27 protein-coding genes are annotated in these 26,058 nt (G+C 74.3%); 17 read left to right on the top strand and 10 right to left on the bottom strand.

Annotated elements, in window-relative coordinates; translation table 11 throughout:
• Complete coding sequence (locus ABIE39_RS08905) at window positions 1-1,527, bottom strand: MFS transporter (RefSeq protein WP_354051528.1); 1,527 nt, start codon at window positions 1,525-1,527, stop codon at window positions 1-3.
• 257 nt (window positions 1,528-1,784) lie between these two features.
• Between ABIE39_RS08905 and ABIE39_RS08900 the strand changes: the two genes are divergently transcribed.
• From ABIE39_RS08900 to ABIE39_RS08890, 3 genes are all read left to right on the top strand, one after another.
• Window positions 1,785-2,414, top strand: coding sequence for a TetR/AcrR family transcriptional regulator (locus ABIE39_RS08900; protein ID WP_228485007.1), 630 nt, complete (start codon window positions 1,785-1,787; stop codon window positions 2,412-2,414).
• 121 nt (window positions 2,415-2,535) lie between these two features.
• Window positions 2,536-2,799, top strand: a complete 264-nt coding sequence (locus tag ABIE39_RS08895) for a hypothetical protein (protein ID WP_175008343.1) — start codon at window positions 2,536-2,538, stop codon at window positions 2,797-2,799.
• Window positions 2,796-3,188 (top strand): type II toxin-antitoxin system VapC family toxin, encoded by a 393-nt coding sequence (locus ABIE39_RS08890; protein ID WP_222592366.1) that lies wholly within the window; start codon window positions 2,796-2,798, stop codon window positions 3,186-3,188. Before ABIE39_RS08895 ends, ABIE39_RS08890 begins: the two co-directional genes overlap by 4 nt.
• Before the next feature lie 44 nt (window positions 3,189-3,232).
• Here ABIE39_RS08890 and ABIE39_RS08885 read toward each other — a convergent pair whose 3' ends face one another.
• The gene (locus ABIE39_RS08885; RefSeq protein WP_175008341.1) at window positions 3,233-3,685 is read right to left on the bottom strand and encodes a VOC family protein; all 453 of its coding nucleotides are present in this window, start codon (window positions 3,683-3,685) and stop codon (window positions 3,233-3,235) included.
• Window positions 3,686-3,829: 144 nt separating this feature from the next.
• A complete protein-coding gene (gene ku, locus ABIE39_RS08880) occupies window positions 3,830-4,882 on the bottom strand; it encodes a non-homologous end joining protein Ku (RefSeq protein ID WP_175008340.1) in 1,053 nt (350 codons plus the stop codon).
• A gap of 135 nt (window positions 4,883-5,017) precedes the next feature.
• Between ku and ABIE39_RS08875 the strand changes: the two genes are divergently transcribed.
• The gene (locus tag ABIE39_RS08875) at window positions 5,018-5,320 is read left to right on the top strand and encodes a DUF1905 domain-containing protein (RefSeq protein WP_031315545.1); all 303 of its coding nucleotides are present in this window, start codon (window positions 5,018-5,020) and stop codon (window positions 5,318-5,320) included.
• A 41-nt stretch (window positions 5,321-5,361) separates the two neighbouring features.
• Here the strand turns inward: ABIE39_RS08875 and ABIE39_RS08870 are convergent, their stop codons facing one another.
• The gene (locus tag ABIE39_RS08870) at window positions 5,362-6,060 is read right to left on the bottom strand and encodes a GTP pyrophosphokinase (protein WP_209829692.1); all 699 of its coding nucleotides are present in this window, start codon (window positions 6,058-6,060) and stop codon (window positions 5,362-5,364) included.
• Window positions 6,061-6,275: 215 nt separating this feature from the next.
• Between ABIE39_RS08870 and ABIE39_RS08865 the strand changes: the two genes are divergently transcribed.
• The 5 genes from ABIE39_RS08865 to ABIE39_RS08845 all read left to right on the top strand — a co-directional run bounded on the left by ABIE39_RS08865 (window position 6,276) and on the right by ABIE39_RS08845 (window position 13,049).
• The gene (locus tag ABIE39_RS08865; RefSeq protein WP_175008339.1) at window positions 6,276-8,957 is read left to right on the top strand and encodes an ATP-dependent DNA ligase; all 2,682 of its coding nucleotides are present in this window, start codon (window positions 6,276-6,278) and stop codon (window positions 8,955-8,957) included.
• A gap of 68 nt (window positions 8,958-9,025) precedes the next feature.
• Window positions 9,026-10,288 carry a YncE family protein gene (locus ABIE39_RS08860; protein WP_354051393.1) on the top strand — a complete coding sequence of 421 codons (1,263 nt, stop codon included), beginning with the start codon at window positions 9,026-9,028 and terminating at the stop codon, window positions 10,286-10,288.
• Window positions 10,285-11,532, top strand: a complete 1,248-nt coding sequence (locus ABIE39_RS08855; RefSeq protein ID WP_354051391.1) for an amidohydrolase — start codon at window positions 10,285-10,287, stop codon at window positions 11,530-11,532. The genes ABIE39_RS08860 and ABIE39_RS08855 overlap by 4 nt, the downstream gene beginning before the upstream one ends.
• A gap of 128 nt (window positions 11,533-11,660) precedes the next feature.
• A complete protein-coding gene (locus ABIE39_RS08850; RefSeq protein ID WP_354051389.1) occupies window positions 11,661-12,068 on the top strand; it encodes a VOC family protein in 408 nt (135 codons plus the stop codon).
• A gap of 45 nt (window positions 12,069-12,113) precedes the next feature.
• A complete protein-coding gene (locus tag ABIE39_RS08845; RefSeq protein ID WP_354051387.1) occupies window positions 12,114-13,049 on the top strand; it encodes an NADP-dependent oxidoreductase in 936 nt (311 codons plus the stop codon).
• Between the two features lie 80 nt (window positions 13,050-13,129).
• Here the strand turns inward: ABIE39_RS08845 and ABIE39_RS08840 are convergent, their stop codons facing one another.
• Window positions 13,130-13,522 (bottom strand): cupin domain-containing protein, encoded by a 393-nt coding sequence (locus tag ABIE39_RS08840; protein WP_354051385.1) that lies wholly within the window; start codon window positions 13,520-13,522, stop codon window positions 13,130-13,132.
• A 112-nt stretch (window positions 13,523-13,634) separates the two neighbouring features.
• Here ABIE39_RS08840 and ABIE39_RS08835 point away from each other — a divergent pair, with 112 nt between their 5' ends.
• Window positions 13,635-14,813: a M24 family metallopeptidase gene (locus tag ABIE39_RS08835; protein ID WP_354051383.1), complete on the top strand. Its 1,179-nt coding sequence runs from the start codon at window positions 13,635-13,637 to the stop codon at window positions 14,811-14,813.
• 40 nt (window positions 14,814-14,853) lie between these two features.
• Here ABIE39_RS08835 and ABIE39_RS08830 read toward each other — a convergent pair whose 3' ends face one another.
• The gene (locus tag ABIE39_RS08830; RefSeq protein ID WP_354051382.1) at window positions 14,854-16,266 is read right to left on the bottom strand and encodes an MFS transporter; all 1,413 of its coding nucleotides are present in this window, start codon (window positions 16,264-16,266) and stop codon (window positions 14,854-14,856) included.
• 118 nt (window positions 16,267-16,384) lie between these two features.
• Here ABIE39_RS08830 and ABIE39_RS08825 point away from each other — a divergent pair, with 118 nt between their 5' ends.
• The 4 genes from ABIE39_RS08825 to mqo all read left to right on the top strand — a co-directional run bounded on the left by ABIE39_RS08825 (window position 16,385) and on the right by mqo (window position 20,258).
• Window positions 16,385-16,957, top strand: a complete 573-nt coding sequence (locus ABIE39_RS08825; RefSeq protein ID WP_175008332.1) for a TetR family transcriptional regulator — start codon at window positions 16,385-16,387, stop codon at window positions 16,955-16,957.
• A complete protein-coding gene (locus ABIE39_RS08820) occupies window positions 16,954-17,628 on the top strand; it encodes a pyridoxal 5'-phosphate synthase (RefSeq protein ID WP_175008331.1) in 675 nt (224 codons plus the stop codon). The genes ABIE39_RS08825 and ABIE39_RS08820 overlap by 4 nt, the downstream gene beginning before the upstream one ends.
• Complete coding sequence (locus ABIE39_RS08815) at window positions 17,619-18,500, top strand: maleylpyruvate isomerase family mycothiol-dependent enzyme (protein ID WP_354051379.1); 882 nt, start codon at window positions 17,619-17,621, stop codon at window positions 18,498-18,500. The genes ABIE39_RS08820 and ABIE39_RS08815 overlap by 10 nt, the downstream gene beginning before the upstream one ends.
• Before the next feature lie 237 nt (window positions 18,501-18,737).
• Complete coding sequence (gene mqo / locus ABIE39_RS08810) at window positions 18,738-20,258, top strand: malate dehydrogenase (quinone) (RefSeq protein WP_175008329.1); 1,521 nt, start codon at window positions 18,738-18,740, stop codon at window positions 20,256-20,258.
• 123 nt (window positions 20,259-20,381) lie between these two features.
• On the opposite strand, the gene ABIE39_RS08805 is transcribed toward mqo, so the two are convergent.
• Window positions 20,382-20,804, bottom strand: a complete 423-nt coding sequence (locus tag ABIE39_RS08805; RefSeq protein WP_175008328.1) for a hypothetical protein — start codon at window positions 20,802-20,804, stop codon at window positions 20,382-20,384.
• Window positions 20,805-20,894: 90 nt separating this feature from the next.
• Here ABIE39_RS08805 and ABIE39_RS08800 point away from each other — a divergent pair, with 90 nt between their 5' ends.
• Both ABIE39_RS08800 and ABIE39_RS08795 read left to right on the top strand, forming a co-directional pair.
• A complete protein-coding gene (locus tag ABIE39_RS08800; RefSeq protein WP_354051377.1) occupies window positions 20,895-21,848 on the top strand; it encodes a helix-turn-helix domain-containing protein in 954 nt (317 codons plus the stop codon).
• 152 nt (window positions 21,849-22,000) lie between these two features.
• Window positions 22,001-23,110, top strand: coding sequence for a fatty acid desaturase family protein (locus ABIE39_RS08795; RefSeq protein ID WP_354051375.1), 1,110 nt, complete (start codon window positions 22,001-22,003; stop codon window positions 23,108-23,110).
• Between the two features lie 54 nt (window positions 23,111-23,164).
• Here ABIE39_RS08795 and ABIE39_RS08790 read toward each other — a convergent pair whose 3' ends face one another.
• Complete coding sequence (locus ABIE39_RS08790; RefSeq protein WP_255437076.1) at window positions 23,165-23,992, bottom strand: siderophore-interacting protein; 828 nt, start codon at window positions 23,990-23,992, stop codon at window positions 23,165-23,167.
• A gap of 172 nt (window positions 23,993-24,164) precedes the next feature.
• On the opposite strand from ABIE39_RS08790, the gene ABIE39_RS08785 reads away from it, so the two are divergent.
• Window positions 24,165-24,383 (top strand): SCO4848 family membrane protein, encoded by a 219-nt coding sequence (locus ABIE39_RS08785; protein WP_074809782.1) that lies wholly within the window; start codon window positions 24,165-24,167, stop codon window positions 24,381-24,383.
• Between the two features lie 88 nt (window positions 24,384-24,471).
• Here ABIE39_RS08785 and ABIE39_RS08780 read toward each other — a convergent pair whose 3' ends face one another.
• Both ABIE39_RS08780 and ABIE39_RS08775 read right to left on the bottom strand, forming a co-directional pair.
• The gene (locus ABIE39_RS08780) at window positions 24,472-25,227 is read right to left on the bottom strand and encodes a GPP34 family phosphoprotein (protein WP_175008324.1); all 756 of its coding nucleotides are present in this window, start codon (window positions 25,225-25,227) and stop codon (window positions 24,472-24,474) included.
• 96 nt (window positions 25,228-25,323) lie between these two features.
• Window positions 25,324-26,043, bottom strand: coding sequence for an ABC transporter permease (locus ABIE39_RS08775; protein WP_175008323.1), 720 nt, complete (start codon window positions 26,041-26,043; stop codon window positions 25,324-25,326).
• Between the last annotated feature and the right edge of the window lie 15 nt (window positions 26,044-26,058).

The following is a 26,058-nucleotide window of genomic DNA, read 5'->3' as shown; positions in this document are numbered from 1 at the left end:
TCAGGACCTGGCGCCGCGGAGCGTGACGAGCGCCACGCCCGCGGCGACGAGCATGAGCACCACGCCGATGAGCGACGTCGTGCCGACGCCGCTGCCGAACGCGGCGTGCGCGGAGTCGAGCAGCGCCTGCGCCTGCCCGGCAGGCAGGGTCGAGGCGACCTGGGTCGCGCCGCCCAGCGTCTCGGCCGCAGCGACGGCGTCGGCCGCGGGGACGCCCGCCGGGACCACGACGTTCGCGTGGTACGACGCCGTGAGGATGCTCCCCAGGGCGGCCGTGCCGAGCACGGCGCCCACCTCGTACGCGGTCTCGGAGATCGCCGACGCGGCACCCGCCTTCGCGGCGGGGACGGACGACACGATGAGGTCGTTCGACACGGTCTCGGCCGCGCCCACGCCGAGCGAGAGCACGACGAACGCGACCATGAGCAGGGCGAGCGTGCTCTGCCCGGCGCCCGCGGCGACGATCGCGTAGCCCGTCGCGGAGAACAGCAGCGCGACGGCGACGACGTGCGCCGAGCGCACGCGCCGCACCACCCGGACGACGCCGAGCCCGGCGACGATCATGACGACCAGCCCCGGCAGGAGCGCGACGCCCGCCTGCATCGGGCCGAGCCCGAGCACGAGCTGGACGTCCTGCGACACGAAGAACAGGAAGCCGACGAGCGAGAACACGGACAGCAGGTTGACGAGCACCGCGCCGCTGAAGGCACCGCGCGTGAACAGGCGCACGTCGATCATGGGGTCGGACCGGTGGAGCTGACGGCGCACGAACAGCACGCCCGCGGCGAGCCCGACGGCGACGCTCACGAGCGCGACCACGCTCGGGCCGGACTTCGCGAAGGTCTTGATGCCGTAGACGACCGGCGTCATGGTCGCCATGACAAGCACGATCGACAGGACGTCGATCCGGCCCGGCGCGGGGTCGCGCGACTCGGGCACGAAGAACGGCGCGAGCGCGAGCAGCAGCACGAGCACCGGGACGGCGAGGAGGAAGACCGAGCCCCACCAGAAGTGCTCGAGGAGGAAGCCGCCGACGATCGGCCCGAGCGCGGACCCGGCCGCGAACCCGGCGGCCCAGACGGCGATGGCGAGCCGGCGCTCCTCGCGGTCGGTGAAGACGTTGCGCAGGATCGAGAGCGTCGACGGCATGAGCATGGCGCCGAAGAAGCCGAGCGCGGCGCGCGACGCGACGAGTGCGCCGGCGCTGGGCGCGTAGGCCGCGACCACGGAGACGGCGGCGAAGCCCACCGCGCCGGTGAGGAGCAGCCGACGGCGGCCGACGCGGTCGGCGAACGAGCCCATCGGCACGAGCAGGCCGGCGAGCACGAGCGGGTAGATGTCGATGATCCACAGCAGCTGCGTCCCGGTAGGGCGCAGCGACTCGGAGATCTGGGGCAGCGCGAAGCTGAGCACGGTGTTGTCGACCGACACGAGCAGCACCGGGAGCATGAGCACGGCGAGCGCGAACCAACGGCCGGCGGCGCCGCGCGCGGGTCCGCGCGTCGCGGGCTCGTGCTGGGCGGCGATCCCGGTCGGGGTCGTCGTCACGGGGGTCGTCACGGCGAGGGTCCTTCCACGTCTTCCGGGCGGCCGGGGCGACGCGGTGGCGCCGAACTTCCAGACCGTCCAGACGGTATAGTAACGACGAGACAGGCCACCGTCATCCCGCCCGCGATTGTGACGCTCCGCACCGCGTCGCCTCCCCCGTTCGGCGTCCCCGCGCCGGCCGCGGGCTCGCCGCCCACCGGCCTGCGGGTCCGCGCGGGCCGACTACCCTCGGTGCCATGCCGCCGCCCCCCGCTGCTCGCGCCAAGGTCCTGCGGGCGTTCGCGTCCCTGCTCGTCGAGCAGGGCGAGCGCGCCGCCACGCTCGAGGCGGTCGCCGAGCGCGCCGGGGTGTCGAAGGGCGGGCTGCTCTACCACTTCGGCTCCAAGGACGCGCTCGCCGACGGCCTCACCGAGCACCTCCGGGAGCTCACCGCCGCCGACGTGGAGGCCATGCGCGCCGCCCCCGCGGGGGCCGTCGACTACCTCATCCGCACCTCGACGCTCGTCGACACGGAGTTCGAGCTCGTCTACCTCGCCGTGTCCCGGCTCGCGCAGGGGTCGTACCCGCGCGCCCGTGCCGCGCTCGACGGCGCGCACGACGCGTGGACCCGCGCCGTGCTCGACGAGGTCGGCGACCCCGTCGTCGCCCACGCGATCGTCCTGCTCAGCGACGGCCTCTACGCGCACGCCGCGCTGAGCAGCGACGTGCTCGGCCGCGTCACGGGCGGCGACGAGGGGGACGACGGCGACGGCACCCCGGGCGAGGATCTCGCCTTCCGCGGCCCCCGCCCCGGCGACGACGTGGACGACCTCCTCGGCCTCATCGGCGAGCTCGTCGCGCTGCGACGCCCGGGCGGAGCGCGGTAGCGCCAGAGATCCTGACTGACTCCTGGCCCTGCCGACGAGCGCCACGAATCCCCGGCGCCCCGCCCAGCGGAAGTCCCGCGATCCGGTGTGACACCAGAACTCTCGGTGTTACTCTCGATCCATGCCCACGCTCAAGCCGCGCCACGCGATCACGGAGACGGACGCCGTCGCCCGCGCGCTGGCGGTCGCCCGACGCCGGTGGCCCGGTGAGCCCGCGACGCGACTCCTCACCCACCTGATCGAGGAGGGAGCCTCGGCCCTCGAGCACGAGGACGACGTCGCCGAGGCCGAGCGCCGCCGGGCAGTGGCGGCGCTCACGACGCTCTCGGAGCACTACGCGGCGCCCGACTACCTCGACGACGTCCGGGCGGGCTGGGACGAGTGATCGTCGCCGACGCGAACGTCGTGATCGCTGCGTCCAACCCTTCCGACGTGCACCACACCGAGGCGACGTCGCTCGTCCTCGAGCACGGACAGCACGGGATCGTCCTCCACTCCCTCACCCTCGCCGAGGTGCTGGTCGGTCCGGCGCGAGCAGGCGCCCAGGCACAGGCACGTCACCGCCTGGAGGCGGCCGGGTTCGGCCTCTCCGCGCAGGGCGAGCCCACGCCCGACGACCTCGCGCTCGTCCGTGCCACCGCCGCGCTGAAGATGCCCGACGCCTGCGTGCTCGCGCTCGCCGAGCTCCTCGGTGTCCCTCTCGCCACCTTCGACTCCCGCCTGGCGAACGCCGCTCGGGCGCGCGGTGTGACGGTCCTCGGCCTCAACCCGTGAAACGCGGCCCCGGGCCGTCCCTGCCCGACGCGGCCTGACCCGGCTCAGCCCTCGTAGGCGGCGCGCAACGGCACCAGGTCGAGCTTGGACTGCGTCATCATCACGTCCACGACGCGCTGCACGCGCGCCGGGTCGGGGTCCTGCAGCATCGCGAGGAACTCGAGCGGCACGACTTGCCACGACAGCCCGAACCGGTCCTTGAGCCAGCCGCACTGCGACTCCTGGCCGCCGTCGGTGAGCGCCGCCCAGTACTCGTCGACCTCGTCCTGGGACTCGCACTCGACGACGAACGACACCGCCTCGGTGAAGGGGAACTGCGGACCGCCGTTGATGGCGTCGAACCGCTGGCCGGCGAGCTCGAAGTCCGCCGACACGGCGGTGCCGTCGGGCTGGCGGAACACCTCGCCGACCTTCGCGTCGGGGAAGACGCTCGAGTAGAAGGTGATGGCCTCCTCGAGGTTGCCGTCGAACCACAGGCTGGGCACGATCGCGCGCATCGTCGTCTCCTTCGCAGGGTCTCGCGGGCGGCCGGTCGACCGCCCACCGGTTCCGACGGGCGCCGGGTGCGGAACTCATCGCGCGCCGGCCCTCGTCCAGCGCGGCGCAGGTCGCGCCGTGCGCGCCCCGCCCGCGGCCTGGCTCTAGGCGGACGCCTTCTTCCGGGTGGTCTTCGAGGTCGTCGCCTTCTCCTTCGAGGAGGCGGCGCGGCTCGTGCTCTTCTTCGCGGCCGGCTTCGACGGCGACTTCTCCTTCGCGCCCGAGCTCTTGCTCGCGCTCGTCGACCGGGAGCCGCTCGAGCCCTTCCCCGACGACGCGCTCGCGCGGCCGGAGCCGGACCTCGCCGTCGACCCGGACCGGGACCCTGAACCTGAACCTGAACCCGAGCCCTTCCCCCCGCCCGCACGCGAGCTCTTCGACGACGCGACCGACTTGCGCAGCGCCTCCATGAGGTCGATGACCTCGGCGCCCTCGCTCTCCTCGGGCTGCTCGCCGAACGTCTCGGCGGTGTCGAGCGCGTCGCCCTGCTCGAGCTTCGCCTCGATGAGCTGGCGGAGCTGCGCCTGGTAGTCGTCCTCGTACTCCTCGGGGGTGAAGTCGGCCTCGAAGCTCGCGACGAGCTGCGCCGACATGGCGAGCTCCTTGTCGGTCACCCTCGCCTCGTCGTCGAGCGACGGGAACGCGGCCTCGCGCACCTCGTCGGCCCACAGCAGCGTCTGGAGGACGAGCACGTCGTCGCGCACGCGCAGCGCCGCGAGCCGCGTGCGCTGGCGCAGCGCGAACTTCACGATCGCCGTGCGGTCGGTCTCCTCGAGCGTGCGCCGCATGAGCACGTACGCCTTGTTGGACTTCGAGTCGGGCTCCAGGTAGTAGCTGCGGTCGAGCAGGAGCGGGTCGATCTGCTCGCTCGGGACGAACTCCACGACCTCGATCTCGCGGCTGCGCTCGGCGGGGAGCGCGGCGAAGTCCTCGCTGGTCAGCACGACGGTCCGCTCGCCGTCGTCGTACGCCTTGTCGATGTGCTCGTACGGCACGACCTCGCCGTCGATCTCGCACACGCGCCGGTAGCGGATGCGGCCGCCGTCCTTGTCGTGGACCTGGTGCAGCGGCACGTCGTGGTCCTCCGTCGCGGAGTAGACCTTGACCGGCACGTTGACGAGGCCGAACGTGATCGCGCCCTTCCAGATGGCCCTCATCCGTCCATGGTGGCGTCACCGGCGTCCGCCCGCGAGGGGTACGGCGGCGTACGGCGTGCGCCCGGCGCCCGGGCCGCCCCGGCGAGCGCGCGACGACGGCACCCGCGTGTGGGTGGCCCGCGGCACGATGGTGGGGTGGCGGGGACGAGGTTCGAGTTCGAGGCCGAGCTGTGGCGGTGGGAGGCGCGCACCGACAGCTGGGTGTTCGCCGCGCTCCCGGAGGACGTGAGCGACGAGATCGCGGAGCTGCCGCTCCCGCCCGCCGGGTTCGGCTCGGTCAAGGTCGAGGTGACGCTCGGGGCGCAGCGCTGGTCCACGTCGGTGTTCCCCGACGCGCAGCGCAAGACGTTCGTCGTGCCGATCAAGGCCGCGGTCCGCCGCGCCGAGGGCGTCGACGTCGGCGACCGGGTGCGGATCGGCGTCGAGACGCTGGTCTGAGCGGCCCGACGTCGTCGCGCGGCCCGTGCAGGCGCGTCGCCTCAGCCGTCGTGGCGGCGTTCGTGGAACGCCTCGTCGGCGACCTGCGCCGTCCGCATGAAGCTCTCCATCACCTCGCGCGGCGTGGCGAGCTCGTCGGTGTTCTCGACCGGCTCCGGCACGCCGTCGAGGCTGCGGACCTCGTCGTGGATGCGCTCCATCGTCGTGTCGAGGGTCGCGGCGACGTCCGCCGCGAGCTTGAGCGCGTCCGTCAGGTGCTGAGGCACGTCCCGCTGGTACTTGTAGTAGATCTTGTGCTCCAGGCTCGCCCAGAAGTCCATGGCGATCGTGCGGAGCTGGATCTCCACGACGACGTCCTCGACGCGGTCGGAGAGGAACACCGGCACCTCGACGATGAGGTGCAGGCTCTTGTAGCCGTTGCCCTTCGGGTGCGCGATGTAGTCGCGCTCCTCGAGGACCGTGAGGTCGCGCTGGCCCACGAGCAGGTCGCGCACGCGGTAGATGTCGGAGACGAACGCGCACGTGACCCGGACGCCCGCGACGTCGAACATGTTCTCCCGCACGCCCTCCGGGGTGAGCGGGATCCCCTTGCGCCGCGCCTTCGCGACGATCGACTCGAGCGACTTCAGGCGCGAGCCCAGGTGCTCGATCGGGTTGTCGTCGTGCACGTGCCGGAACTCGTCGCGGAGCACGGTGATCTTCGTCATCACCTCGTCGATGCCGAACTTGTAGTTCATCATCAGGCGACGGAACTCGCGGACGCGGGGACCGATCTCCGCAGGGAGCGGGACGTCGTCGGTCGTCAGGTGCGTCACGGTGATCCTCTCGGTCCGGCATCGACCCCGGGCGGGCTGCCCGGCCGGTCGGACAGCCTCCCCCAGTGTCCACGGTCGAGGACGCCGAGAAGTTCCCGCCACGGCGGGCGACGCCGTCGGGCCCGCGCCACGATGGGCCCATGGCCACCACATCCAGCCGGGCGGGCGAGACGGTGAACGTCGGTGGTCACCGCCTGCGGCTCACCAACCTGGACAAGGTCCTCTACCCCGCCACCGGCACGACGAAGGCCGACGTCCTCGCGTACCTCGCGGCCGTCGCCGACGTCATGCTCCCCCACTGCGCCAACCGTCCCGCGACGCGCAAGCGCTGGCCCGACGGCGTCGACGGCCAGGTGTTCTTCCAGAAGAACGCGGGCCAGGGCGTCCCGTCCTGGGTGCGCACGCGCCGCATCCAGCACAAGAGCAGCTCCAACGACTACGTGCTGGTCAACGACCTCGCGACCCTCACGTGGCTCGGCCAGACGGCGTCGCTCGAGCTCCACGTGCCGCAGTGGCGGTTCGGTCGTACCGGGGTCCACCTCGACCCCGACCGGCTGGTCCTCGACCTCGACCCCGGCCCGGGTGCCGGGCTGCCCGAGTGCGCGGAGGTCGCCCGCCAGGCGCGGCAGATCCTCCAGGGCATGGGCCTGGACCCCCTGCCGGTGACGAGCGGGTCCAAGGGCATCCACCTGTACGCCGCGCTCGACGGCAAGCAGGACGCGGCGGCCGTCTCCGCCGTCGCGCACGAGCTCGCGCGCTATCTCGAGGCCGAGCACCCCGACCTCGTCGTGAGCGACATGAAGAAGTCGCTGCGCGGCGGCAAGGTGCTCGTGGACTGGAGCCAGAACAACGGCAACAAGACGACGATCGCGCCCTACTCGCTGCGCGGGCGCGAGCACCCCACCGTCGCCGCGCCACGCACCTGGGAGGAGCTCGACGACCCGGACCTGCGCCACCTCGACCTCGACGAGGTCGTCGAGCGTGTGCGCACCCTGGGCGACCCGCTCGCCGCGCTCACGCAGGGGCACCTCTCCGCGCTCGAGCCCACGCCCGAGCGCATGGCGACGTTCGAGCGGAAGGGGGGCGCGGCGTCGGGCAGCGGCACCGCGGACGGCGGGCCGGACGACGACGAGCGGCCCGACCGCCTGCACCGGTACCGCTCCATGCGCGACGCCGGGCGCACGCCCGAGCCCGTCCCGGACGAGCCGCCGCCGCCGAGCGCGGGCAACAGCTTCGTCATCCAGGAGCACCACGCCCGCCGCCTGCACTGGGACTTCCGGCTGGAGCACGACGGCGTGCTCGTGAGCTGGGCGCTGCCCCGCGGCGAGCCGACCGACCCCAAGAAGAACCACCTCGCGGTCCAGACCGAGGACCACCCGCTCGCGTACGGGTCGTTCGAGGGCACGATCCCGAAGGGCGAGTACGGCGCCGGCGAGGTGACCATCTGGGACGCCGGCACGTACGAGCTGGAGAAGTGGCGCGACGGCGAGGAGGTCATCGTCACGCTCCACGGCGAGCAGCACGGCACCCGCCGCCTCGCGCTCATCCACACGGGCGGCCGCGACGGCCGCGACGAGGACAACTGGCTGATCCACCTCATGGCACCGAGGCCGAGCCGTCCGGGCGAGAGCGCGCGGGGCCGGGGCGCCGGGGGTGGGGAGGAGGCGCCGGATCGTGGCGGGTCCGCCGGGAGCGCCGACGAACGAGGCGCGGACGACAGACCCGGCGCGAGCACCGCACCCGCCACCCGACGCGACCACGAGCAGCGCACGGACCACGACGGCACCCCGGAGCCGCGACCGGCGCGGACGGACTGGCGGCCGATGCTCGCGTCGCCCGCGTCGGCGGGCGACCTGCACGACGGCGACGCGTGGGCGTTCGAGATGAAGTGGGACGGGTTCCGGACGCTCGCGCACGTGTCGCAGGGGCGGGTGCGGCTCGTGAGCCGCTCGGGCAAGGACATGACGGTGACGTACCCGGAGCTGCAGGCGCTCGCGGAGCAGGTGCCGGCCGACGCGCTGCCCGTGGTGCTCGACGGGGAGATCGTCGCGCTCGACGCGCGGGGGCGGCCGAGCTTCCGGCGCCTCCAGCAGCGCGCGAACATCGCCAAGCCCGGGGACGTCGCCGCGGCACGGCGGCGGGTCACGGTCGACCTCATGGTGTTCGACGTCCTGGAGACCGGCGGGCGGTCGCTCGCGAAGCGCCCGTACGACGAGCGGCGCGAGGTGCTGGAGGACGTGCTGCGCGACGCCGTCGCCCCGGTGCACGTGCCGCCCGTCTTCGACGGGGACCTGGAGGCCGCGATGGAGACGTCGAGGCGGCTGGGGCTCGAGGGCGTCGTCGCGAAGCGGCGCGACGGGACGTACTCGTCGGGCCGCCGCTCGGCGCTGTGGCTGAAGCTCAAGCACGCGCAGTCGCAGGAGGTCGTCGTGGTGGGGTGGCGGCCGGGCCACGGCGAGCGGACGCACCTCGTCGGGTCCCTGCTGCTCGCCGTGCCCGACGACGGCCGGCTCGTCTACGTGGGCCGGGTCGGGTCGGGCTTCACGGACGCCGAGCGGCGCGACCTGGTCGCCGAGCTCGACCGGATCGGGCGCACGACGCCGCCCGCGGTGGGCGTCCCGCGTGAGGACGCGCGCGACGCGCACTGGGTGTCACCCCGCCGGGTCGCGGAGGTGGTCTACGCCGAGTGGACGGGCGCCGGGGAGGGCGAGGGCGACGACGTCCCGTTCGGCAAGCTGCGCCACCCCGTGTGGAAGGGATGGCGCCGGGACAGGTCGCCGGACGAGGTCGTGCTGGAGGCGCCCGCGACGCTCGACGGCTGACCGGCTCCCTCGCGCGCTGGGGAGAGCAGCGCCCGGGACACGAAGAGCGATTGGTATACCATTTGGCCATGGTCGCCCCTCCCTCCCTCCGCGGTGCCGGCCGGCCCCGTATCCGTCGGCCGCGACGTGCGGCGGCATGGGTCACCGCGCTCGGCGTCGCCGTCCTCGCCGCGTGCACGCCCGGCGGAACGGGCGCGGACGCCACGCTCTCCGCACCCCGGAGCCCGGCCGCCTCCGCGCAGGCACCGGAGACGACGCCCGGGGACGAGCCGACGACACCCGTGCCCGACGCCCCTGCCGGCACCACCCCCGCCGCCGAGACCTCGCGGTTCCTGCTCGCGACCGAGGCGGAGTCCGACGGTCTCGCGGTCGTCGACCCGACGATCCGGGAGGGCAGCGCCGTCGTGGACCGCATCGAGGTCGGGGCGGCGCCCTGGGGCGTCGCCGTGCACGCCCCGACGATGCGCGCCTACGTCTCGACGGCGCAGGGCGTCGCCGTCGTGGACCTCGCGACGCGCGCGCGGGTCGACCTCCTCCCCTACCGGGACGCGCCCGCGCGCGTCGCGTTCGGCGAGTACCGCCGCGGTGGCATGGGAATCGCCGTCTCGCCCGACGGCACCCGCGTCCACGTCGCCGTCCACCGCGGCGACTCGTCGACGCTCGAGACGATCGACGTCGCGTCGCGCGAGGTCGTCGCGAGCACCCCCGTGGGGCTGCGGCCGTTCGACGTGCTCGTCGCCGCCGACGGCCGCGAGGTCTACACCGTCGACCACGACGCCTTCTCCGTGCACGTCGTCGACACCACGACGTTCGGGGCCCGGCGGATCGAGGTCGCGCCGTTCGGCACGGACGGCGGCCTGGCGTCGTTCGAGAAGCCCCACTACGCGGTGCTCGACGACGACGGCTCGCTCCTGCTGCCCTACCAGGGCCGCGTGCTGGTCCGCCTCGACCCGGCCACCGGCACGACGACGACCGTGGCCTCGGCCGCGGACAGCCACCAGCACGGCGTCGCGCGCGCTCCCGACGGCCGCGTCGTCGTCGTGGGCAACGGCCCGTTCGGCAACGCCACGGGCGGGCCGAACGTGACGGTGCTCGACCCGGCGACCGGCACCGAGGAGGTCACCCCGCTCACGCGCCGCCACGAGACCGTGACGACGTGGACCGACCCCGCGACCGGCCGACCGAGCGCCGTGCTCGCCGGCGGGTACACGCAGGCCGAGGCGTGGGACGGCGCGACCGTCGTCGACCTCGCCACGCTCGACACGTACGAGATCCAGATCCCCGGGCGACCCCAGGTCGTCGTCCCGCTCCCGGAAGGACCCGCCGCATGACCACCGCCCGCACCCCCGAGACCGTCACCGTCCTGCGCGACGTCCGCCCCTGGGGCGGCGAGCCGGTCGACCTGCACGTCGCGGACGGCCGCATCGCGGCGGTGACGCCGCACGACCCGGCCGCGTCCGCGCCGTCGGTCGCACCCGCGTCGTCGGGCACGGCGACGGACGACGGCGTCGTCGACGGCCGGGGCCTGCTCGCGCTCCCGGGCCTCGTCAACGCCCACGCGCACGTCGACAAGAGCTGGTGGGGCCGGCCCTGGGTGAGCTACGGCGGCGAGGCGACGACGCAGGGCCGCATCGCGCACGAGCGCGCGCACCGCGACGAGCTCGGCATCCCGGGCGTCGACGTGACGCTCACGGTGCTGCGCGAGCTCGTGCGGCACGGCACGACGGCGATCCGCACCCACGTCGACGTCGACCTCGGCCTGGGGCTGCGCGGCATCGAGGTGGTGCGCGAGGCGCTCGCCGCGCTGGACGGCGCCGTGCACGCCGAGATCGTCGCGTTCCCGCAGGACGGCGTGCTGCGCCGACCCGGCGTGCTGGACCTGCTCGACGCGGCCGCCGCCGCGGGCGCCGAGCACGTCGGCGGGCTCGACCCGGCGTCGATCGACCGCGACCCCGTCGGCCAGCTCGACGGGCTGTTCGCGATCGCCGAGCGCCGCGGCGTCGGGATCGACGTGCACCTCCACGACGGCGGCGACCTCGGCGCGTTCCAGGTCGAGCTCATGATCGACCGCACCCTGCGCGCCGGCCTCCAGGGCAAGGTCAACGTGGCGCACGGCTTCGCGGTCGGCGAGGTCCCCCCGTCACGGCAGGCGGACCTCGTCGCCGCGATGGGCGAGGCGGGCATCACCATGACCACCGTCGCGCCGATCGGCGCCGCTCCCCTCCCGGTGCACGCGCTGCGGGCGGCGGGCGTCGCCGTGGGGCTCGGCACGGACGGGATCCGCGACCTGTGGTCCCCCTACGGGACCGGCGACCTCCTCGCGCTGACCACCCAGCTCGCCCGCCTCTCGCGCTTCCGGCACGACGACGAGCTCGTCACCGCCGCGCGCGTCGCGACGTCCGACGCCGCGCGCTTCGTCGGCCGCGACGTCCACGACCTCGTCGTCGGCGCGCCCGCGGACGTGGTGCTCGTCGACGCGGAGAACGTGCCCGACGCCGTCGTGCGCGCCCCGCGCCGGGCGCTCGTCGTCGCGGGCGGCCGGGTCGTGGCCCGTGACGGCGACGTGCTCGTCTGAGCCGTGCCGGAGCGGGGCGTCGCCCGGTCGCGGCCACCGCGCGGCCGGGCGATGAGTTCCCGGGCGGGCCGTCGTCTACCCCGACGACACCCGCACCGGGCGACCCGCCCGCCACTCCGGAGGACCGCATGAGCACCCAGATCTTCGTCAACCTGCCCGTCCAGGACCTCGAGGCGGCCAAGACGTTCTACACCGCGCTGGGGTACACGGTGGACGAGCAGTTCACGGACGAGAACGCGTCCTCGATCGTCCTCAGCGACACGATCTACGTGATGCTCCTCACCGCGGAGTTCGCGCAGCGGTTCACGAACAAGGCGATCGCCGACGCGACCGCCACGACCGAGGTCATCAACGCGCTGAGCGTGGGCTCGCGCGCCGAGGTCGACCGGCTCGCCGACGCCGCGTTCTCCGCCGGTGCGACGGCGGTCAAGGAACCGCAGGAGGAGGGCGGTTTCATGTACTCGCGGAGCTTCGCCGACCTCGACGGGCACCAGTGGGAGGTCCTCTTCATGGACCCCACGGCGTTCGAGGGCTGACCGCGCCGCGGGAATCCGTCGAGCGTCCGCGGGGTTGCCGCCCGTATGCGAGCCATCACCTACTCCCGCTACGGCGGCCCAGACGTCCTCGAGACGACCGACCTCCCGACCCCCAAGGTCGGGCCCGACTCCGTCCTCGTCCGCGTGCGCGCGGCGAGCGTGAACCCGGTGGACTGGAAGGTCCGCGAGGGGTACCTCGACCAGCTCATGGACGCCGTCTTCCCCGTCGTGCCCGGCTGGGACGTCGCGGGCGTCGTCGAGCGCGTGGGCCTGGACACCCCCGAGCTCCAGGTCGGCGACGAGGTGTACGGGTACGTGCGCAAGGACGTCGTGGGCGGCGAGGTCTCGGGCGGCACGTTCGCCGAGCTCGTCGCGGCGCCCGTCCGGACGCTGGCGCGCAAGCCGACGGCGTGGTCGTTCGAGGAGGCGGCGGCGGTGCCCCTCGCGGGGCTGACGGCGTACCAGACCATCCGACGCACCGGGCTCGCCGCTGGCCAGACGGTGCTCGTGCACGCCGCCGCCGGCGGCGTCGGTTCGTTCGCCGTCCAGATCGCGAAGGCGCTCGGGGCGCGCGTCCTCGGGACGGCGTCGGAGCGCAACCACGACTTCCTGCGCTCGCTCGGCGCGGAGCCGGTGACGTACGGCGACGGGCTCGCGGAGCGGGTCCGCGCGCTCGCGCCCGAGGGCGTGGACGTCGTCCTCGACTACGTGGGCGGCGACGCGCTCGACTCGGTCTCGCACGTGCTGCGCGACGGCGGCACGGTCGCCTCGATCACGGACGCGCGGGCCCGCGACGAGCTGGGCGGGCACTACGTGTGGGTGCGCCCCGACGCGGCCGACCTCGCCGAGCTCGCGCGGCTCGGCGACGAGGGCCTGCTGCGCCCGGAGATCGCCGAGGTCTTCGACCTCGCCGACGCCGCCGACGCGCACCGTGCGAGCCAGTCCGGGCACGTGCGCGGCAAGGTCGTCGTGCGGGTCTGACCCTCCGAGACCGGCCCGGGCGGCGCCCGATCGACCCGCCGCGGGCCGGTCCGGCACGTCCGGGCCGGTCGGGCTGGCCGTCAGGCGGTGGGCGGTTCGCCCGGCAGCTCCCGCAGCGGCGACGTGAGGTCGCCGCCCGCGTCGCCCGTGTTGACCGTCCCCTGCCGCTCGACGAGCACCGCGGAGGTCTCGACGGCGGCGCGCGGCCGGTGCTCGACGCCCCGCGGCACCACGAACACGTCGTGCGGGCCCAGCACGACCGCGCGCTCGATGCCGCCGTCGCGCAGGTCGATCGTCAGCTCGCCGTCGAGCACGAGGAACAGCTCGTCGGTCTCGGGGTGCGTGTGCCAGACGAACTCGCCCAGCACCTTCACCACCTTGACGTCGGCGTCGTTGAGGCTCGCCACGCGGTGCGGCTGCCAGTGCCCGTCGAACGTGTCGAGGGCGGCGAGGAGGTTGCGCACGTCGGTCATGCGAGCAGCCTGCCACTCCAGGACCCGACCCGGCCGCCCGAGCAGACCTGCACAGGACCGACGTCGAGCCGCTCGGGTCGATCTCGGCGGCGAGCGGTGCCACGCTGGGCTCATGTCGAGCACCGATGCCGCACGTCCGGGGGCCGCGTTCGGTCCCGAGGTCTACGCCGCGCGTCGCGAGCGCGCCGCCGCGCACGCGCGCGAGGCCGGTCTCACGGGGCTGCTCGTCTCCCCCGGCCCCGACCTCGCGTACTTCACCGGGTACGCGCCGCCGGAGACGGAGCGGCTGACGCTGCTCACGATCCCCGCCGAGGGGACCGGGACGACCGGCGGCGCGTCCGTCGTCGTGCCGCTGCTGGAGCGGGGCGACCTGGCCTCCGCCCCGGGGGCGAAGGGCCTCGACGTCGTGACGTGGCGCGACGGCGACGACGAGCACGACGCCGCGGCGCGACTCCTCGCCGCGGACGGCACCTACGCCGTCTCGGACGCCACGTGGGCGCTGCACGTGCTCGGGCTCCAGCGCGCGCTGCCGGGCGCCCGCCTCACCGCGTTCTCCGACGCCGTCCCGACGCTGCGGGCCGTCAAGGACGCCGCGGAGGTGGAGCGCCTCGCCGCGGCGGGCGCGGCCGCCGACGCCGCGTTCGCGGACGTCCTGGGCGTCGCGTTCGCGGGCCGGCGCGAGCGGGACGTCGCGGCAGACCTCGACCGGTTCCTCCGCGAGCACGGGCACGAGCAGGTCGACTTCACGCTCGTGTGCTCCGGCCCGAACGGCGCCGACCCGCACCACGACGCGGGCGACCGCGTCATCGAGCCCGGCGACCTCGTCGTGCTCGACTTCGGCGGGCTGCGCGACGGGTACGGGTCGGACACCTCCCGGACGGTGCTCGTCGCAGGCGGCACGGACGACGGCCTCGCGGCCCAGCAGCGCGAGGTCTACGACGTCGTGCGGCGCGCGCAGCAGGCCGGGGTCGACACGGTGCGCCCGGGCGCCACGTGCCAGGACGTCGACCGCGCCGCGCGCGCCGTCATCGTCGACGCGGGCTACGGCGAGCAGTTCGTGCACCGCACCGGTCACGGCATCGGCACGACGACGCACGAGCCGCCGTACATGGTGGAGGGCGAGGACCGCCCGATCGAGCCCGGCATGTGCTTCTCCGTCGAGCCGGGCGTCTACCTGCCCGGCCGCTTCGGCGTGCGGATCGAGGACATCGTCGTCGCGTTCCCGCCGGACGTGCCCGACGGCGCACGTCGCCTCAACACCTCGACCCACGACCTGCAGACGGTGCGCTAGCCGACGGCACGGGCCCGAGACCTCGAGTCGGCACCCCGCCTCAGCCGCTCCCGGCCTGCCCGGCGCCGGCGGCGCGCACGCGGTCGTTGCGGATGCCGACCCAGCTGAGCACGCCGCCGAGGACGAGCAGGGCCGCCGTGACGAGGAGCGAGCGGTGGAAGCCGTCGAGGTCGAGCACGCCGCCGACGATCACCCCCGCGAACGCGATGACGACGAGCCCCGCGACGCGCGAGACCGCGTTGTTCACCGCAGAGCCGATGCCGGCGTCGGCTGCGGGGATCGAGCCGAGGATCGCCGACGTCAGCGGTGCGACCGTCATCGCGAGGCCGAGGCCGAAGAGCACGAGGCCCGGCAGGACCTGGGTGACGTAGACGGCGTCGTCGGTCGTCGTGAGCAGGAGGAGGTAGCCCGCACCGCCGACGATCGGGCCGAGCGTCATGAACAGGCGCGGGCCGTAGCGGCCCGCGAGCGCCCCGAACCGCGTCGAGAGCGCGAGGAGCACGAGCGTGACGGGGAGCTGGGCGAGCCCGGCGGCGGTCGCGCTGTACCCGCCGACCTGCTGGAGGAAGAGCGTGACGACGAACCCGCCGAAGTACAGCGCGCCGTAGATCGCCGCGGTCGCGAGGTTGCCCCACGCGAAGTTGCGCACCCGGAACAGGCGCGGCGGCAGCATCGGGTCCGGAGCGCGGCGCTCCCACCCCACGAACGCGGCCAGGCACACGACCCCGAGGGCGAACGGCGCCCACACGACGGGGCTCGCCCACCCGAAGCGGCCCTGCTCGATGAGGGCGAACACCGTCCCCGCGAGCCCGACGGCGGCGAGTGTCGCCCCGAGCGTGTCGATGCGCCGTCGGCCGCCCGGGCCGACCGCGACGCCCGGCTCCTCCGCCGCGGACCGCGGGACGCCGCGCAGCAGCCACAGCGTGACCGCGACGGGCAGCACGTTGATCCAGAAGACCCAGCGCCACGAGATCGCGTCGATGAGGATGCCGCCGAGCAGCGGCCCGACGAGCGACGCGGTGCTGGTCCACGCGGTCCAGGAGCCGATCGCCCGGGCCTGCCGCTCGCCGTCGAACGTGGAGATGATCATGGCGAGCGAGCTGGGCACGAGCAGGGCGCCCGCGACGCCCTGGAGGCCGCGGGCGACGACGAGGACGAGGCCGTCGGGTGCGAGCGCGCACGCCACGGACGTCACGGCGAACCCGACGAGCCCGATCGCCATGATGCGGCGTCGCCCGTGGACGTCGGAGAGCGACCCGGCCAGGAGGATGAGCGCGCCGAGCGTGATCATGTAGGCGTCGACGACCCACTGCTGCAGCGCGAGACCCGTGACCGGCCCGGTGGTGAGCTCGGCGGAGATCGCGGGCAGCGCGACGTTGACCACCGAGCCGTCCAGGAACGACACGAACGACGCGAGGACCGCGACCACCAGCACCCGCTGCTGCACCGTCACGGACCCACCGTACGACTCGGTCCCGCTGCCGTCCCGACCGAGGGACCACGGGCTCCGTGCTGCCTGTGGGACGCCTCGTCGGCTCGACGCCATACCTTGAGGTAGGTATGGTGCTCGCATGACGTCGACCGACGCCCGGACGCGCCTCGTCGCCGCCGCGCAGGAGCTGTTCTGGGCCCAGGGCGTCGGCGCGACGAGCCCGCGTCAGGTCCTCGCCGCGAGCGGCGTCGGGCAGGGCAGCCTCTACCACCACTTCCCCACGAAGCACGACCTCGCCGCGGCGGCCGTGCACGCCACGACGACCGCGGGCCTCGACGCAGCGCGGCGTGACCTCGGCGCGGAGGGCTCCGCCGTCGAGCGTCTCGTCCGCTATCTCGAACGGCCGCGGCCCGCGCTCGCCGGCTGCAGGGTCGGGCGCCTCGTGAGCGACCAGGCCGTCATGGACGACCCCGCGCTCGCCGCAGAGGTCCGCACCTACTTCCGCGGGCTCGTCGACCTGGCCGCCGCCGTCCTCGTCGAGGGCGGGCTGCCCGACGACGCGGCGCGCGACCGCGCGCACGCCGCCGTCGCCGTCGTGCAGGGCGGGTACGTCCTCGCGCGCGCCCTCGACGACCCGGGCGCGATGTCCGCCGCCGCGCGGGGCTTCGCCGCCCTGCTCGACCCGCTCCCGACCACCCCGGAGGACGCATGACCGACGCCGACCGCCCGTCCCTGCGCGAACGCCTGCGGGCCCTGCCCGTCTTCGGCCCCGACCTCCCCGGTCTCGACGTCGACGCCGCACCCGACGAGCCGGGCGCACTCTTCGTCCGCTGGCTCGACGACGCGATCGACGCCGGGCTGCCCGCGCCGCACGCCGCCACGCTCTCGACCGCCGACGCGAGCGGCCGGGTGGACGCCCGGACCCTGATCCTCAAGGACGTCGACGGCGACGGGTGGGTCTTCGCCACGCGCGCCGACTCCCCCAAGGGCGTCGCGCTCGCGCAGAACCCGAACGCCGCGCTGACGTTCCTCTGGCGCGAGCACGGGCGACAGGTCCGCGTGCGCGGACCCGTCGTGCCCCTGGACGCCGAGACGTCCGCCGCGGACTTCCGGGACCGGTCCGACTTCTCCCGCGCGACCGCCCTGGCGGGGTCGCAGAGCACCCCGCTCCCGTCCCGCGCCACGTACCGCGAGGCGTGGGACGCCGCCCTCGACCGCGTGCGGGCGCAGCCCGGGCTCGTCCTCGACGCGTGGACCGCCTACGCGCTCGAAGCGACGAGCGTGGAGTTCTGGGCGTCGTCGGGCGCGGGCCAGACCCGCCTGCGCTACACCGCGGCGTCCGGCGCGCCGACCACCTGGACGAAGGAGCTGCTGTGGCCCTGACCGACACCCCCGCCCTCACCCCGCCCGACGTCGAGGAGGTCCGGAGCGACGCGCGCGCCGCTCTCGACGCGGTGACCGACGCGGCGCGCGGGCTCGACGCCGCCGGGCTCGACGCGCCGTCGGCCCTGCCCGGGTGGTCGCGCAGCCACGTGCTCGCGCACGTCACCGCCATCGGCGAGGCCATGGCACGGCAGGCCGAGCGCGCCGCCGACGGTGAGCTCGTCGAGGTGTACGACGGCGGCGCGGCCGGGCGTGAGGACGGCATCCGGGCGGGCGCACTGCGCTCGGGCGCGCAGCACGTCGCGGCGCTCGACGCGCTGGCGGACCGCCTCGACGCCGCGTGGCCCGCCGCCGGGTCTGCCGGGTGGGCCGCGCCGGTGACCTACCGCGACGGCACGGTCACGGACGCGCTCGTGGCCTGGTGGCGCGAGGTGCGGATCCACGCCGTCGACCTCGACGCGGGCGTCGGGCTCGACACGTGGCCTCCCGCGCTCGGTCTCCACCTGCTCGACTTCCTCGGGGTGCGGCTCGCGGACGACGTCGTGGTCGAGCTCGCCGGAGAACCGGGAGAGCTCGTCGTGGGCCCCGGCGGTCTCCGTGTGGGACCGGGCGGCCTCCGTGGGGGACCGGACGGCCTCCGCATGGCTGCCGAACCCGGGCCCGGGGCCGTGTCCGGGGCGGCGCCCGCGCCCGGCCGGAGCGCCGTCGTCGTCCACGGCAGCCTCACCGACGTCGCCGCCTGGCTCGCCGGCCGGGCTCCCACCACCGAGCCCACCGCCCGCCTCGCGGGCGAGCCCGTGCGCCTCCCCGAGATCGGCCCCTGGCCCTCCCCGTACTCCCCGCAGCAGGACACCCCCGCCCCCGCGAGGTAGAGCCTCAGTGCACCGAGGTAGAGCCGTAGTCGACTCACCGAGGGAACCGCGGCTCTACCTCGCGGGACCAGGGATCTACCTCGCGGGACCAGGGCTCTACCTGGGCGGACGCGGCGGATCGCGCGGTACGAGACGTCCGACCTGCCCGGGTCGGGACCGAGGTCCCGCGAAAGTGTGACGCACGCCCGTGACGCACCGCACAGTTAGTGCACTCTTTCACAAGCGTAGGATCGACATGTGTCGAGTCGAGCGAGCAACCCCGCAAGCAGCGCAGACCAGATCGACGTAGCCCTCATCGGCGGTGGCATCATGAGCGCCACGCTCGGGGCACTCCTGAAGGTCTTGGAGCCCACCTGGACGGTGCGCATCTACGAGCGCCTGGACGCCGTGGCGCAGGAGTCGTCGAACCCGTGGAACAACGCCGGGACGGGTCATGCCGCCCTGTGCGAGCTGAACTACACGCCGGAGAAGCCGGACGGCTCGATCGACATCACCAAGGCGGTGAAGATCAACGAGCAGTTCGAGGTGTCGCGCGAGTTCTGGCACCACCTGCTCACGACGGGCGCCCTGCCGCAGCCCGCGAGCTTCATCTCCCGCACCCCGCACATGACGTTCGTGCGCGGCGCGGAGAACGTCGACTACCTGCGTCGCCGCTTCGAGACCCTGCGCCGCCACCCGCTGTTCAGCGAGCTCGAGTTCACGGACGACCCGGCGGTCATCGCCGAGTGGGCCCCGCTCCTGGTCGCCGAGCGCGACGGTGACGAGCCGGTCGCGGCGACGCGCGCGACGAGCGGGACGGACGTCGACTTCGGCGCCCTCACCGAGCAGCTCGTCGACTACCTCGTCTCGGAGGGCACGCAGCTCTACCTCGAGCACGAGGTGAAGAACCTCAAGAAGACGAAGGACGGCCGCTGGCGCCTGACGGTCAAGGACCGCTCGTGGAACGCCCCGAAGCGCCGCTCGACGGTCGAGGCCCGGTTCGTGTTCGTCGGCGCCGGCGGCGGCGCGCTGCCGCTCCTCCAGGCGGCCGGCATCCCCGAGGCGAAGGGCTACGGCGGCTTCCCGATCAGCGGCGAGTTCCTCCGCACGGACGACCCGGCGCTCGTCGCCCAGCACCAGGCGAAGGTCTACGGCAAAGCCGACGTCGGTTCGCCGCCCATGTCGGTCCCGCACCTGGACACGCGCGTCGTCGACGGCAAGACGTACCTCATGTTCGGCCCCTACGCCGGGTTCAGCCCCAAGTACCTCAAGAAGGGCAAGTACCTCGGGCTGTTCACGTCGCTGCGCCTGCACAACCTCGGCTCGATGGTCGGCGCGGGCCTGAAGAACCTCGACCTCACCCAGTACCTGGTCGGCCAGCTCCTCGCGAGCCCGGAGACCAAGTTCACCGCGCTCCAGGGCTTCATGCCGACGGCGCACCCCAAGCACTGGGAGACGATCACGGCGGGCCAGCGCGTCCAGGTGATCAAGAAGGACAAGGACGGCAAGGGCGTCCTCGAGTTCGGCACCGAGGTCATCGCGGCGGCCGACGGCTCGATCGCCGGCCTGCTCGGCGCCTCGCCGGGCGCCTCGACGGCCGTCCCCGCGATGATCGACCTGCTCGAGCGCTGCTTCCCCGCCCGCTTCACCAAGTGGCGCCCCGAGCTCGCGACGATGATCCCGAGCCTCGGCCACGCCCCGTGGGAGGCGCACGAGCTCGAGGGCCTGGACCAGCTCACAGGCGACGCGGACGTCGACGCGGTCGGCTCGCGCGCCTGACCAGAGCGCTACCCTCTCCCCCACGAACGGCCCGGACCTCCACGAGGTCCGGGCCGTTCGTGCGTCCGGAGACGCCGCACGCGATCGAGCGGCGCGTGGCCGCGCCGCTGCGCACGCGGGGACTCAGCGCGCGAGCGGCGTTCCCCGGGTCCCCGGCCGCCGCGGCGCGGCGGGCGCGTTCGCCCCGGGACGCCCGCCCGGCACGGCAGGAGCGGCGCGCACGCCGTCGCGCACGGCGGGGTTCGGCACGACGCGCCGCAGCACGACCTCGGCCGCGACCTCGTGCGGGTCGACGACGGCCCCCGGCTCGACCGGGCGCGACGCGGCGGCGCGCAGGTCGGCGTCGAGCCGCTGCGCGTCGCGGTCCCAGCGTTCGCCGTGCACCGACCGGTCCCCGCGAGCGTCCCACGCGGCACCACCGGGCCACGCGCCGTCGGACCCGGCGGGGAACCACGGACGGGCCGGGTCCTCACGCCGGACCGCGAGGGCCGCGACCGTCGGGCCGACGACGAGGAGAAGAACCATCACACCCCAGAAGATGTCCATGGCTCCACCCTCCCGGCGCACGAGCGGACCGACGAGTGGCAGCACCGACACCTCTCGACAAGATCCTGCCAGCGGCGTAGCGTGCCGAGCATGGTGCGATCCGTCGCGGCCGTCGTGTGCGACGGCCTGGCCCCGTTCGAGTTCGGCGTCGTGTGCGAGGTCTTCGGCCTCGACCGCAGCGACGACGGCGTCCCGTCGTTCGACTTCCGCGTGTGCGGGCCGGTCGCGGGACGCCCGGTCCGCACGTCGGTGGGCGCGCACGTCGTGCCCGACCACGACCTGTCCGCGACGGACGACGTCGACCTCGTCGTCGTGCCCGCGATCCGCATCGGGACCGCCTACCCGCCCGAGGTGCTCGACGCCGTCCGCCGCGCGTCGGACCGCGGCGCCCTGCTGCTCAGCGTGTGCTCGGGCGTGTTCGTGCTCGCGGCCGCGGGCGTCATCGAGGGGCGGCGGGTGACGACGCACTGGATGCACGCCGACGAGCTGCGCCGCCGCTACCCGAGCCTCGACATCGACCCCGACGTGCTCTTCGTCGACGACGGCAACCTCATCACGAGCGCAGGCACGGCGGCGGGCATCGACGCGTGCCTGCACCTCGTGCGCCGCGAGCTCGGGGCACGGGTGGCCAACACGATCGCCCGGCGCATGGTCGTGCCGCCCCAGCGCGACGGCGGGCAGCGCCAGTTCATCGAGCGCCCCGTCCCGGAGTGCGAGGAGGACTCCTTCGGGGAGCTGCTGGAGTGGATGACCGAGCACCTCGACGAGCCGCTCACGGTGCGCGACCTCGCCCGCCGGGCCCACACCTCCGAGCGCACGTTCGCGCGCGCGTTCGTCGCGCAGACCGGGACGACCCCCCTCGCGTGGCTCACGTCGCAGCGCGTGGCGCACGCACAGTCGCTGCTCGAGGAGTCGTCGCTGGACCTGGAGGAGGTCGCGCGCCGCAGCGGCTTCGGGTCGGCCGCGCTCCTGCGGCACCACTTCCGCCGGGCGGTCGGGATCACGCCGACGGAGTACCGCCAGACCTTCCGGTTCGCCGCCTGACGCCGTCGGAGACGTGTCGCTCCTTCGCGACTCCTTCACCCGCCCCCCTCGCGCGCGCAACCTACGGTCCCGTAGGGTGGGGTCATCTGCACGACGGGCACCTGCTCACCTCCGCGGCTGGGAAGTCGACACCGACACCCCTGCGAGGACACATGACCTCTGCCGCAGTGCGCCCGGGCTTCCGGGCCACCCGCCCCCGGACCGACGAGCCCGGCGCCGTCACCAGCACCTACAGCGCGCTGTCGCGCACGGTGCGCGACGCGGGCCTGCTCCGCCGCACGCACGCCTACTACCTGTGGACCCTCGGGATCCTCACGCTCGCGCTCGGCGGCGCCGTCGCCGGGTTCGTGCTCCTGGGCGACTCGTGGTTCCAGCTCCTCGTCGCCGGGGCGCTCGGCCTGATCCTGACCCAGTTCGCGTTCGTCGCGCACGAGGCGTCCCACCGCCAGGTCTTCGCGTCCGGCCCGGCGAACGACCGCCTCGGGAAGGTGCTCGCCAACGGCGTCGTCGGCATCAGCCACTCGTGGTGGATGAACAAGCACACGCGCCACCACGCGAACCCGAACCGCCGCGGCAAGGACCCGGACATCGCGCCCGACGTCGTCGTGTTCCTCGAGGAGGACGCGGAGGTCGCGAAGGGCTTCCGGGCGGTCATCAACCGCTACCAGGGCTGGTTGTTCTTCCCGCTCCTGACGCTCGAGGGCGTGAACCTGCACGTGCAGGCGTTCCGCTCGCTCCTCGCCGGCGGCCGCGCGCGCGGCGACGTCCGCACGCGCGTCATCGAGATCGTCACCATCACGCTGCGCCTGTCGCTCTACGTCGGCGCGGTCGTCTGGTTCCTGCCGCTCGGCCTCGCGGCCGCCTTCCTGGGCGTCCAGCTCGCCGTCTTCGGCGTCTACATGGGGGCGTCGTTCGCCCCCAACCACAAGGGCATGGCGATCATCCCCGCCGACAGCAAGATCGACTTCCTGTCCAAGCAGGTCCTCACGTCGCGCAACATCCGCGGCGGCTGGTGGATGAACATCCTCATGGGCGGGCTCAACTTCCAGATCGAGCACCACCTGTTCCCGAGCATGCCGCGCCCGCACCTCGCCCGGGCACGCGAGATCGTGCGCGAGCACTGCGCGCACCTCGGCCTGCCGTACACGGAGACGAGCCTCGTGCAGTCGTACGCGATCGTCGTCCAGTACCTCAACCGCGTCGGTCTCTCGGCGCGCGACCCGTTCGACTGCCCCATGTTCCGTCAGCTCCGCCGGGTCTGACCGACCCGTCCCGCCGCACGACGACCCGACGCGCGACGGTGCGCGCGGGTCCCGTCAGGCGGACGCCGCGTGGCCGTGGCGCCAGTACCCGACGAAGTCGACGTGCGCCTTCGGCACGCCCCGGTCGTTGACGAGGTGGCGGCGCACGCCCGTCGCGAGCCCCGACTCGCCGACCGCGTACGCGTAGACGGGGCCGCCGGGCAGATCGGCCGACCGCACGGCGTCGAGCGCGAGACGGCCCGGAAGCAGGTCGTGGGGGTCGCCGCCCGCGGGTCGGGCACCGTCCCGCGGGAGCCAGCGGAGCTCGACGCCCGCGGGCACGCGGAACTCCTGGACGTCCGCAGCCTCCGGGACCTCGACCACCGCGAGGCCGCGCGCGTCGTCGGGCAGGGACTCGCAGATGCCGGCGACCGCGGGCATCCCGGTCTCGTCCGCGACGAGGAGCGTCCAGTCGTGCGGAACGCGCGGGTGGTAGCCGATCCCCTGGTCGAGCAGTCCGACCCGGTCCCCCGGCTCGGCGGACAGCGCGAACGACGACGCGGGACCCGCGTCTCCGTGCACGACGAAGTCCACGTCGAGCTCGCGCAGGTCCGGGCGCACGGCGCGCACGGTGTAGTTCCGCACCCAGGGCCGCCGCGCCTTGGGCGTCGCCAGGTACTGGACGTACCAGAGGCCCGACGCGCGGGTCGGCAGACGCAGCGCGTCCTGGTCCTCGCGCGGGAGGAAGAGTCGGAACCACTGGTCGAACCCCAGCGGGGTGAAGAGGTCCAGCTCGGGTCCCCCGAGCGTGACGCGGACGACGTTCGGGCTGACCCGTTCGCTCCCGACGACGCTCAGCGTGACGACGTGCGCGTCCTGGGGCTTGACCGTCTTGACGGACACGGGCGGCTCCTCGTGCGGCGCCCGGGTCCCCGGGCGGAACGGCGGCCCCGCGAGCGCGTCGACCAGGGGCAAGGTTAGCCTCACCTCACGGTCGCGTCGATGTGCTGGATCCCACACCCTGCCCGCGGTCGCCCCGACCGAGGCCCCCGCCGCCGCCTGGCATGCTCGGGACGTGGAGATCCCCGTCGTCTGGTCCGTGGTCCTGCTCGTCACGGCCGCGTGGAACCTGCTCATCTGGCCGCGCTTCCTCCAGCGCATCGCCAAGGACCCGCGCTCGCGCGACGCCGAGGGTCGCGCGACGCGCTTCCTCACCGTGCACGTCGTCCTCATCGCAGTCTCGCTCCTCCTCGCCCTCGCGGTCGGCGTGCTCGGCGTCCTCACGCTCGTCTGAGCGACCCGCCCGCGCCTGGGCGCCCGCGCCGGGTCGCCCGAGACGGTCGCCGGGCCGCGCCGTCGGCGGACGACGGACCTCCGCCGGGTCAGCGCCCGGCCGCCGCGGCGGCAGCGACGGCGGCCGCGGCCGTCGACGCCGTGATCGCCGCGGCCGTGCGCGCGACCGCCGTGGCGACGGCCTCCGGCCCCCACTGGCCGCGCTGGAGCTCCTGCGCCCGCGCCGCGGTCACCGAGTTCCACGGCAGGGGCGGCCGGAGCGACGGGAGCGCCCCGCTCGCCGAGAGCAGCCCGACGATCGCCGCCGTGCGCGCGTCGGGCGCCTCGCCGTCCTCCAGCACGCGCCGGACCCGGGCCCGCAGACGCGCCTCGTGCTCGGCGTCCGCCGCGGGCCACCGCGTCGTGCGGAAGAGCCCGAGCACGGTGCGCTCCTCCCGGCGGACGAGGCCCCGCGCGACGAGCCGCTCGATCACCTCGCGCCACAGGTCGGCGCCGAGCGCGACGAGCAGCGGCTGCACCCGCTGGGTCTTCGCCGCGACCGTGTCGAACGCCGCCTGCAGGAGCGGGTCGGGCAACGGTCCGTCGCCGACCGGGGTGACGCGTGGCCCGTTGAGGACGCCCGTGCCGTCGACCTCCACGCGCCCGAGCAGCGCGAGCTCGGTGAGCACCGCCCCGCCGAGCGTGTAGTACAGCGTCCCGGCCGCCTGGATCGACGCACCGTCGTCGTCCAGGAGGAGCAGGAAGAGGTCGTCGACGACGAGCAGGTCGTCGCGGGCGGCTCCCCCGGCCGGGTCGGCCGGGTCGGCGGGAATGGCGGGTACAGGGCGGGGCGTGCGGTCGTCCATGGTGCGTCCTTCCGTGCAGGATGTCGGCGAGCGACGGGTCGTCGGGCGAGGCCGCGAGCGCCGGGTGCGCGCACGGCCGAGATCGGTCCGGAGCGGTCAGCGTCGCGGCTCCCAGCGGAACATACGGCCCGCGAGCGCGACGGCCACGACGACCCACGCGAGCGTGGGAGCGAGCAGGAGGAGCGAGTCGGAGAGCGCGGCGCCGCCGTTCCAGGCGTCCACGACGAGCTCGGTCGCCGCGCCCCCGGGCAGGAGCCGCTTGAGCAGCGGCAGGCTCTCCGTCCCGGTGATGCCCACCCAGCTCGAGACCACCACCGTGCCGAGGCTCAGGGGCAGCGTCGTGACCTGGGCGTGCTCGGGCGAGGTCGTGATCCCGGCGGTCGCGACACCGAGGGCGAGCAGCATCGCGAACGTCGCGAGGACCGCGACCACGAGGAGGGGCGCGTCGTGCGGCGCGCCACCGACCGCGGCGAACACCGCGAGGATCACGGTCACCTGGACGACGGCGATCGCGCTGACCGGGAGCACGAGGCCGGACAGGATCGCCGCGTCCCCCGCCGCGGTCGAGCGCAGCCGCTTGAGGAAGAGGTTCTGACGCCGCGAGGCCAGGGTGGTCACGGTCGTCGCGTAGAGGCTGAACGCCGCGATCGTCATGACGAGCACGGCAGCGACGTAGCCGAGGCTGCCGATGCGGGCGAAGACGTCGCGAAAGCCGATGAAGAACACGCTCGCGGCCACGGGCATGAGCAGCGACGTGACGAGCACGGGACGGTTGCGCACGAGCTGGACCAGCTCGCTGCGCGCGATGGGGAGCATGGGTACGGGTCCTCT

The sequence above is a fragment of the Cellulosimicrobium sp. 4261 genome (assembly GCF_040546915.1).
Classification (GTDB): Bacteria; Actinomycetota; Actinomycetes; order Actinomycetales; family Cellulomonadaceae; genus Cellulosimicrobium; species Cellulosimicrobium cinnabarinum.
Note: the sequence above shows the minus strand (reverse complement) of the source record. Positions and strands in the feature narration are given on the sequence as shown.

What these genes read in the sequence shown, in the direction of transcription:
- ABIE39_RS08900 (WP_228485007.1), top strand. Translation starts at nt 1,785, where the DNA reads ATGCCGCCGCCCCCCGCTGCTCGCGCCAAGGTCCTGCGGGCGTTCGCG.
- ABIE39_RS08895 (WP_175008343.1), top strand. Translation starts at nt 2,536, where the DNA reads ATGCCCACGCTCAAGCCGCGCCACGCGATCACGGAGACGGACGCCGTC.
- ABIE39_RS08885 (WP_175008341.1), bottom strand. Translation starts at nt 3,685, where the DNA reads ATGCGCGCGATCGTGCCCAGCCTGTGGTTCGACGGCAACCTCGAGGAG.
- ku (WP_175008340.1), bottom strand. Translation starts at nt 4,882, where the DNA reads ATGAGGGCCATCTGGAAGGGCGCGATCACGTTCGGCCTCGTCAACGTG.
- ABIE39_RS08870 (WP_209829692.1), bottom strand. Translation starts at nt 6,060, where the DNA reads ATGATGAACTACAAGTTCGGCATCGACGAGGTGATGACGAAGATCACC.
- ABIE39_RS08865 (WP_175008339.1), top strand. Translation starts at nt 6,276, where the DNA reads ATGGCCACCACATCCAGCCGGGCGGGCGAGACGGTGAACGTCGGTGGT.
- ABIE39_RS08860 (WP_354051393.1), top strand. Translation starts at nt 9,026, where the DNA reads ATGGTCGCCCCTCCCTCCCTCCGCGGTGCCGGCCGGCCCCGTATCCGT.
- ABIE39_RS08855 (WP_354051391.1), top strand. Translation starts at nt 10,285, where the DNA reads ATGACCACCGCCCGCACCCCCGAGACCGTCACCGTCCTGCGCGACGTC.
- ABIE39_RS08850 (WP_354051389.1), top strand. Translation starts at nt 11,661, where the DNA reads ATGAGCACCCAGATCTTCGTCAACCTGCCCGTCCAGGACCTCGAGGCG.
- ABIE39_RS08845 (WP_354051387.1), top strand. Translation starts at nt 12,114, where the DNA reads ATGCGAGCCATCACCTACTCCCGCTACGGCGGCCCAGACGTCCTCGAG.
- ABIE39_RS08840 (WP_354051385.1), bottom strand. Translation starts at nt 13,522, where the DNA reads ATGACCGACGTGCGCAACCTCCTCGCCGCCCTCGACACGTTCGACGGG.
- ABIE39_RS08835 (WP_354051383.1), top strand. Translation starts at nt 13,635, where the DNA reads ATGTCGAGCACCGATGCCGCACGTCCGGGGGCCGCGTTCGGTCCCGAG.
- ABIE39_RS08825 (WP_175008332.1), top strand. Translation starts at nt 16,385, where the DNA reads ATGACGTCGACCGACGCCCGGACGCGCCTCGTCGCCGCCGCGCAGGAG.
- ABIE39_RS08820 (WP_175008331.1), top strand. Translation starts at nt 16,954, where the DNA reads ATGACCGACGCCGACCGCCCGTCCCTGCGCGAACGCCTGCGGGCCCTG.
- ABIE39_RS08805 (WP_175008328.1), bottom strand. Translation starts at nt 20,804, where the DNA reads ATGGACATCTTCTGGGGTGTGATGGTTCTTCTCCTCGTCGTCGGCCCG.
- ABIE39_RS08800 (WP_354051377.1), top strand. Translation starts at nt 20,895, where the DNA reads ATGGTGCGATCCGTCGCGGCCGTCGTGTGCGACGGCCTGGCCCCGTTC.
- ABIE39_RS08795 (WP_354051375.1), top strand. Translation starts at nt 22,001, where the DNA reads ATGACCTCTGCCGCAGTGCGCCCGGGCTTCCGGGCCACCCGCCCCCGG.
- ABIE39_RS08780 (WP_175008324.1), bottom strand. Translation starts at nt 25,227, where the DNA reads ATGGACGACCGCACGCCCCGCCCTGTACCCGCCATTCCCGCCGACCCG.
- ABIE39_RS08775 (WP_175008323.1), bottom strand. Translation starts at nt 26,043, where the DNA reads ATGCTCCCCATCGCGCGCAGCGAGCTGGTCCAGCTCGTGCGCAACCGT.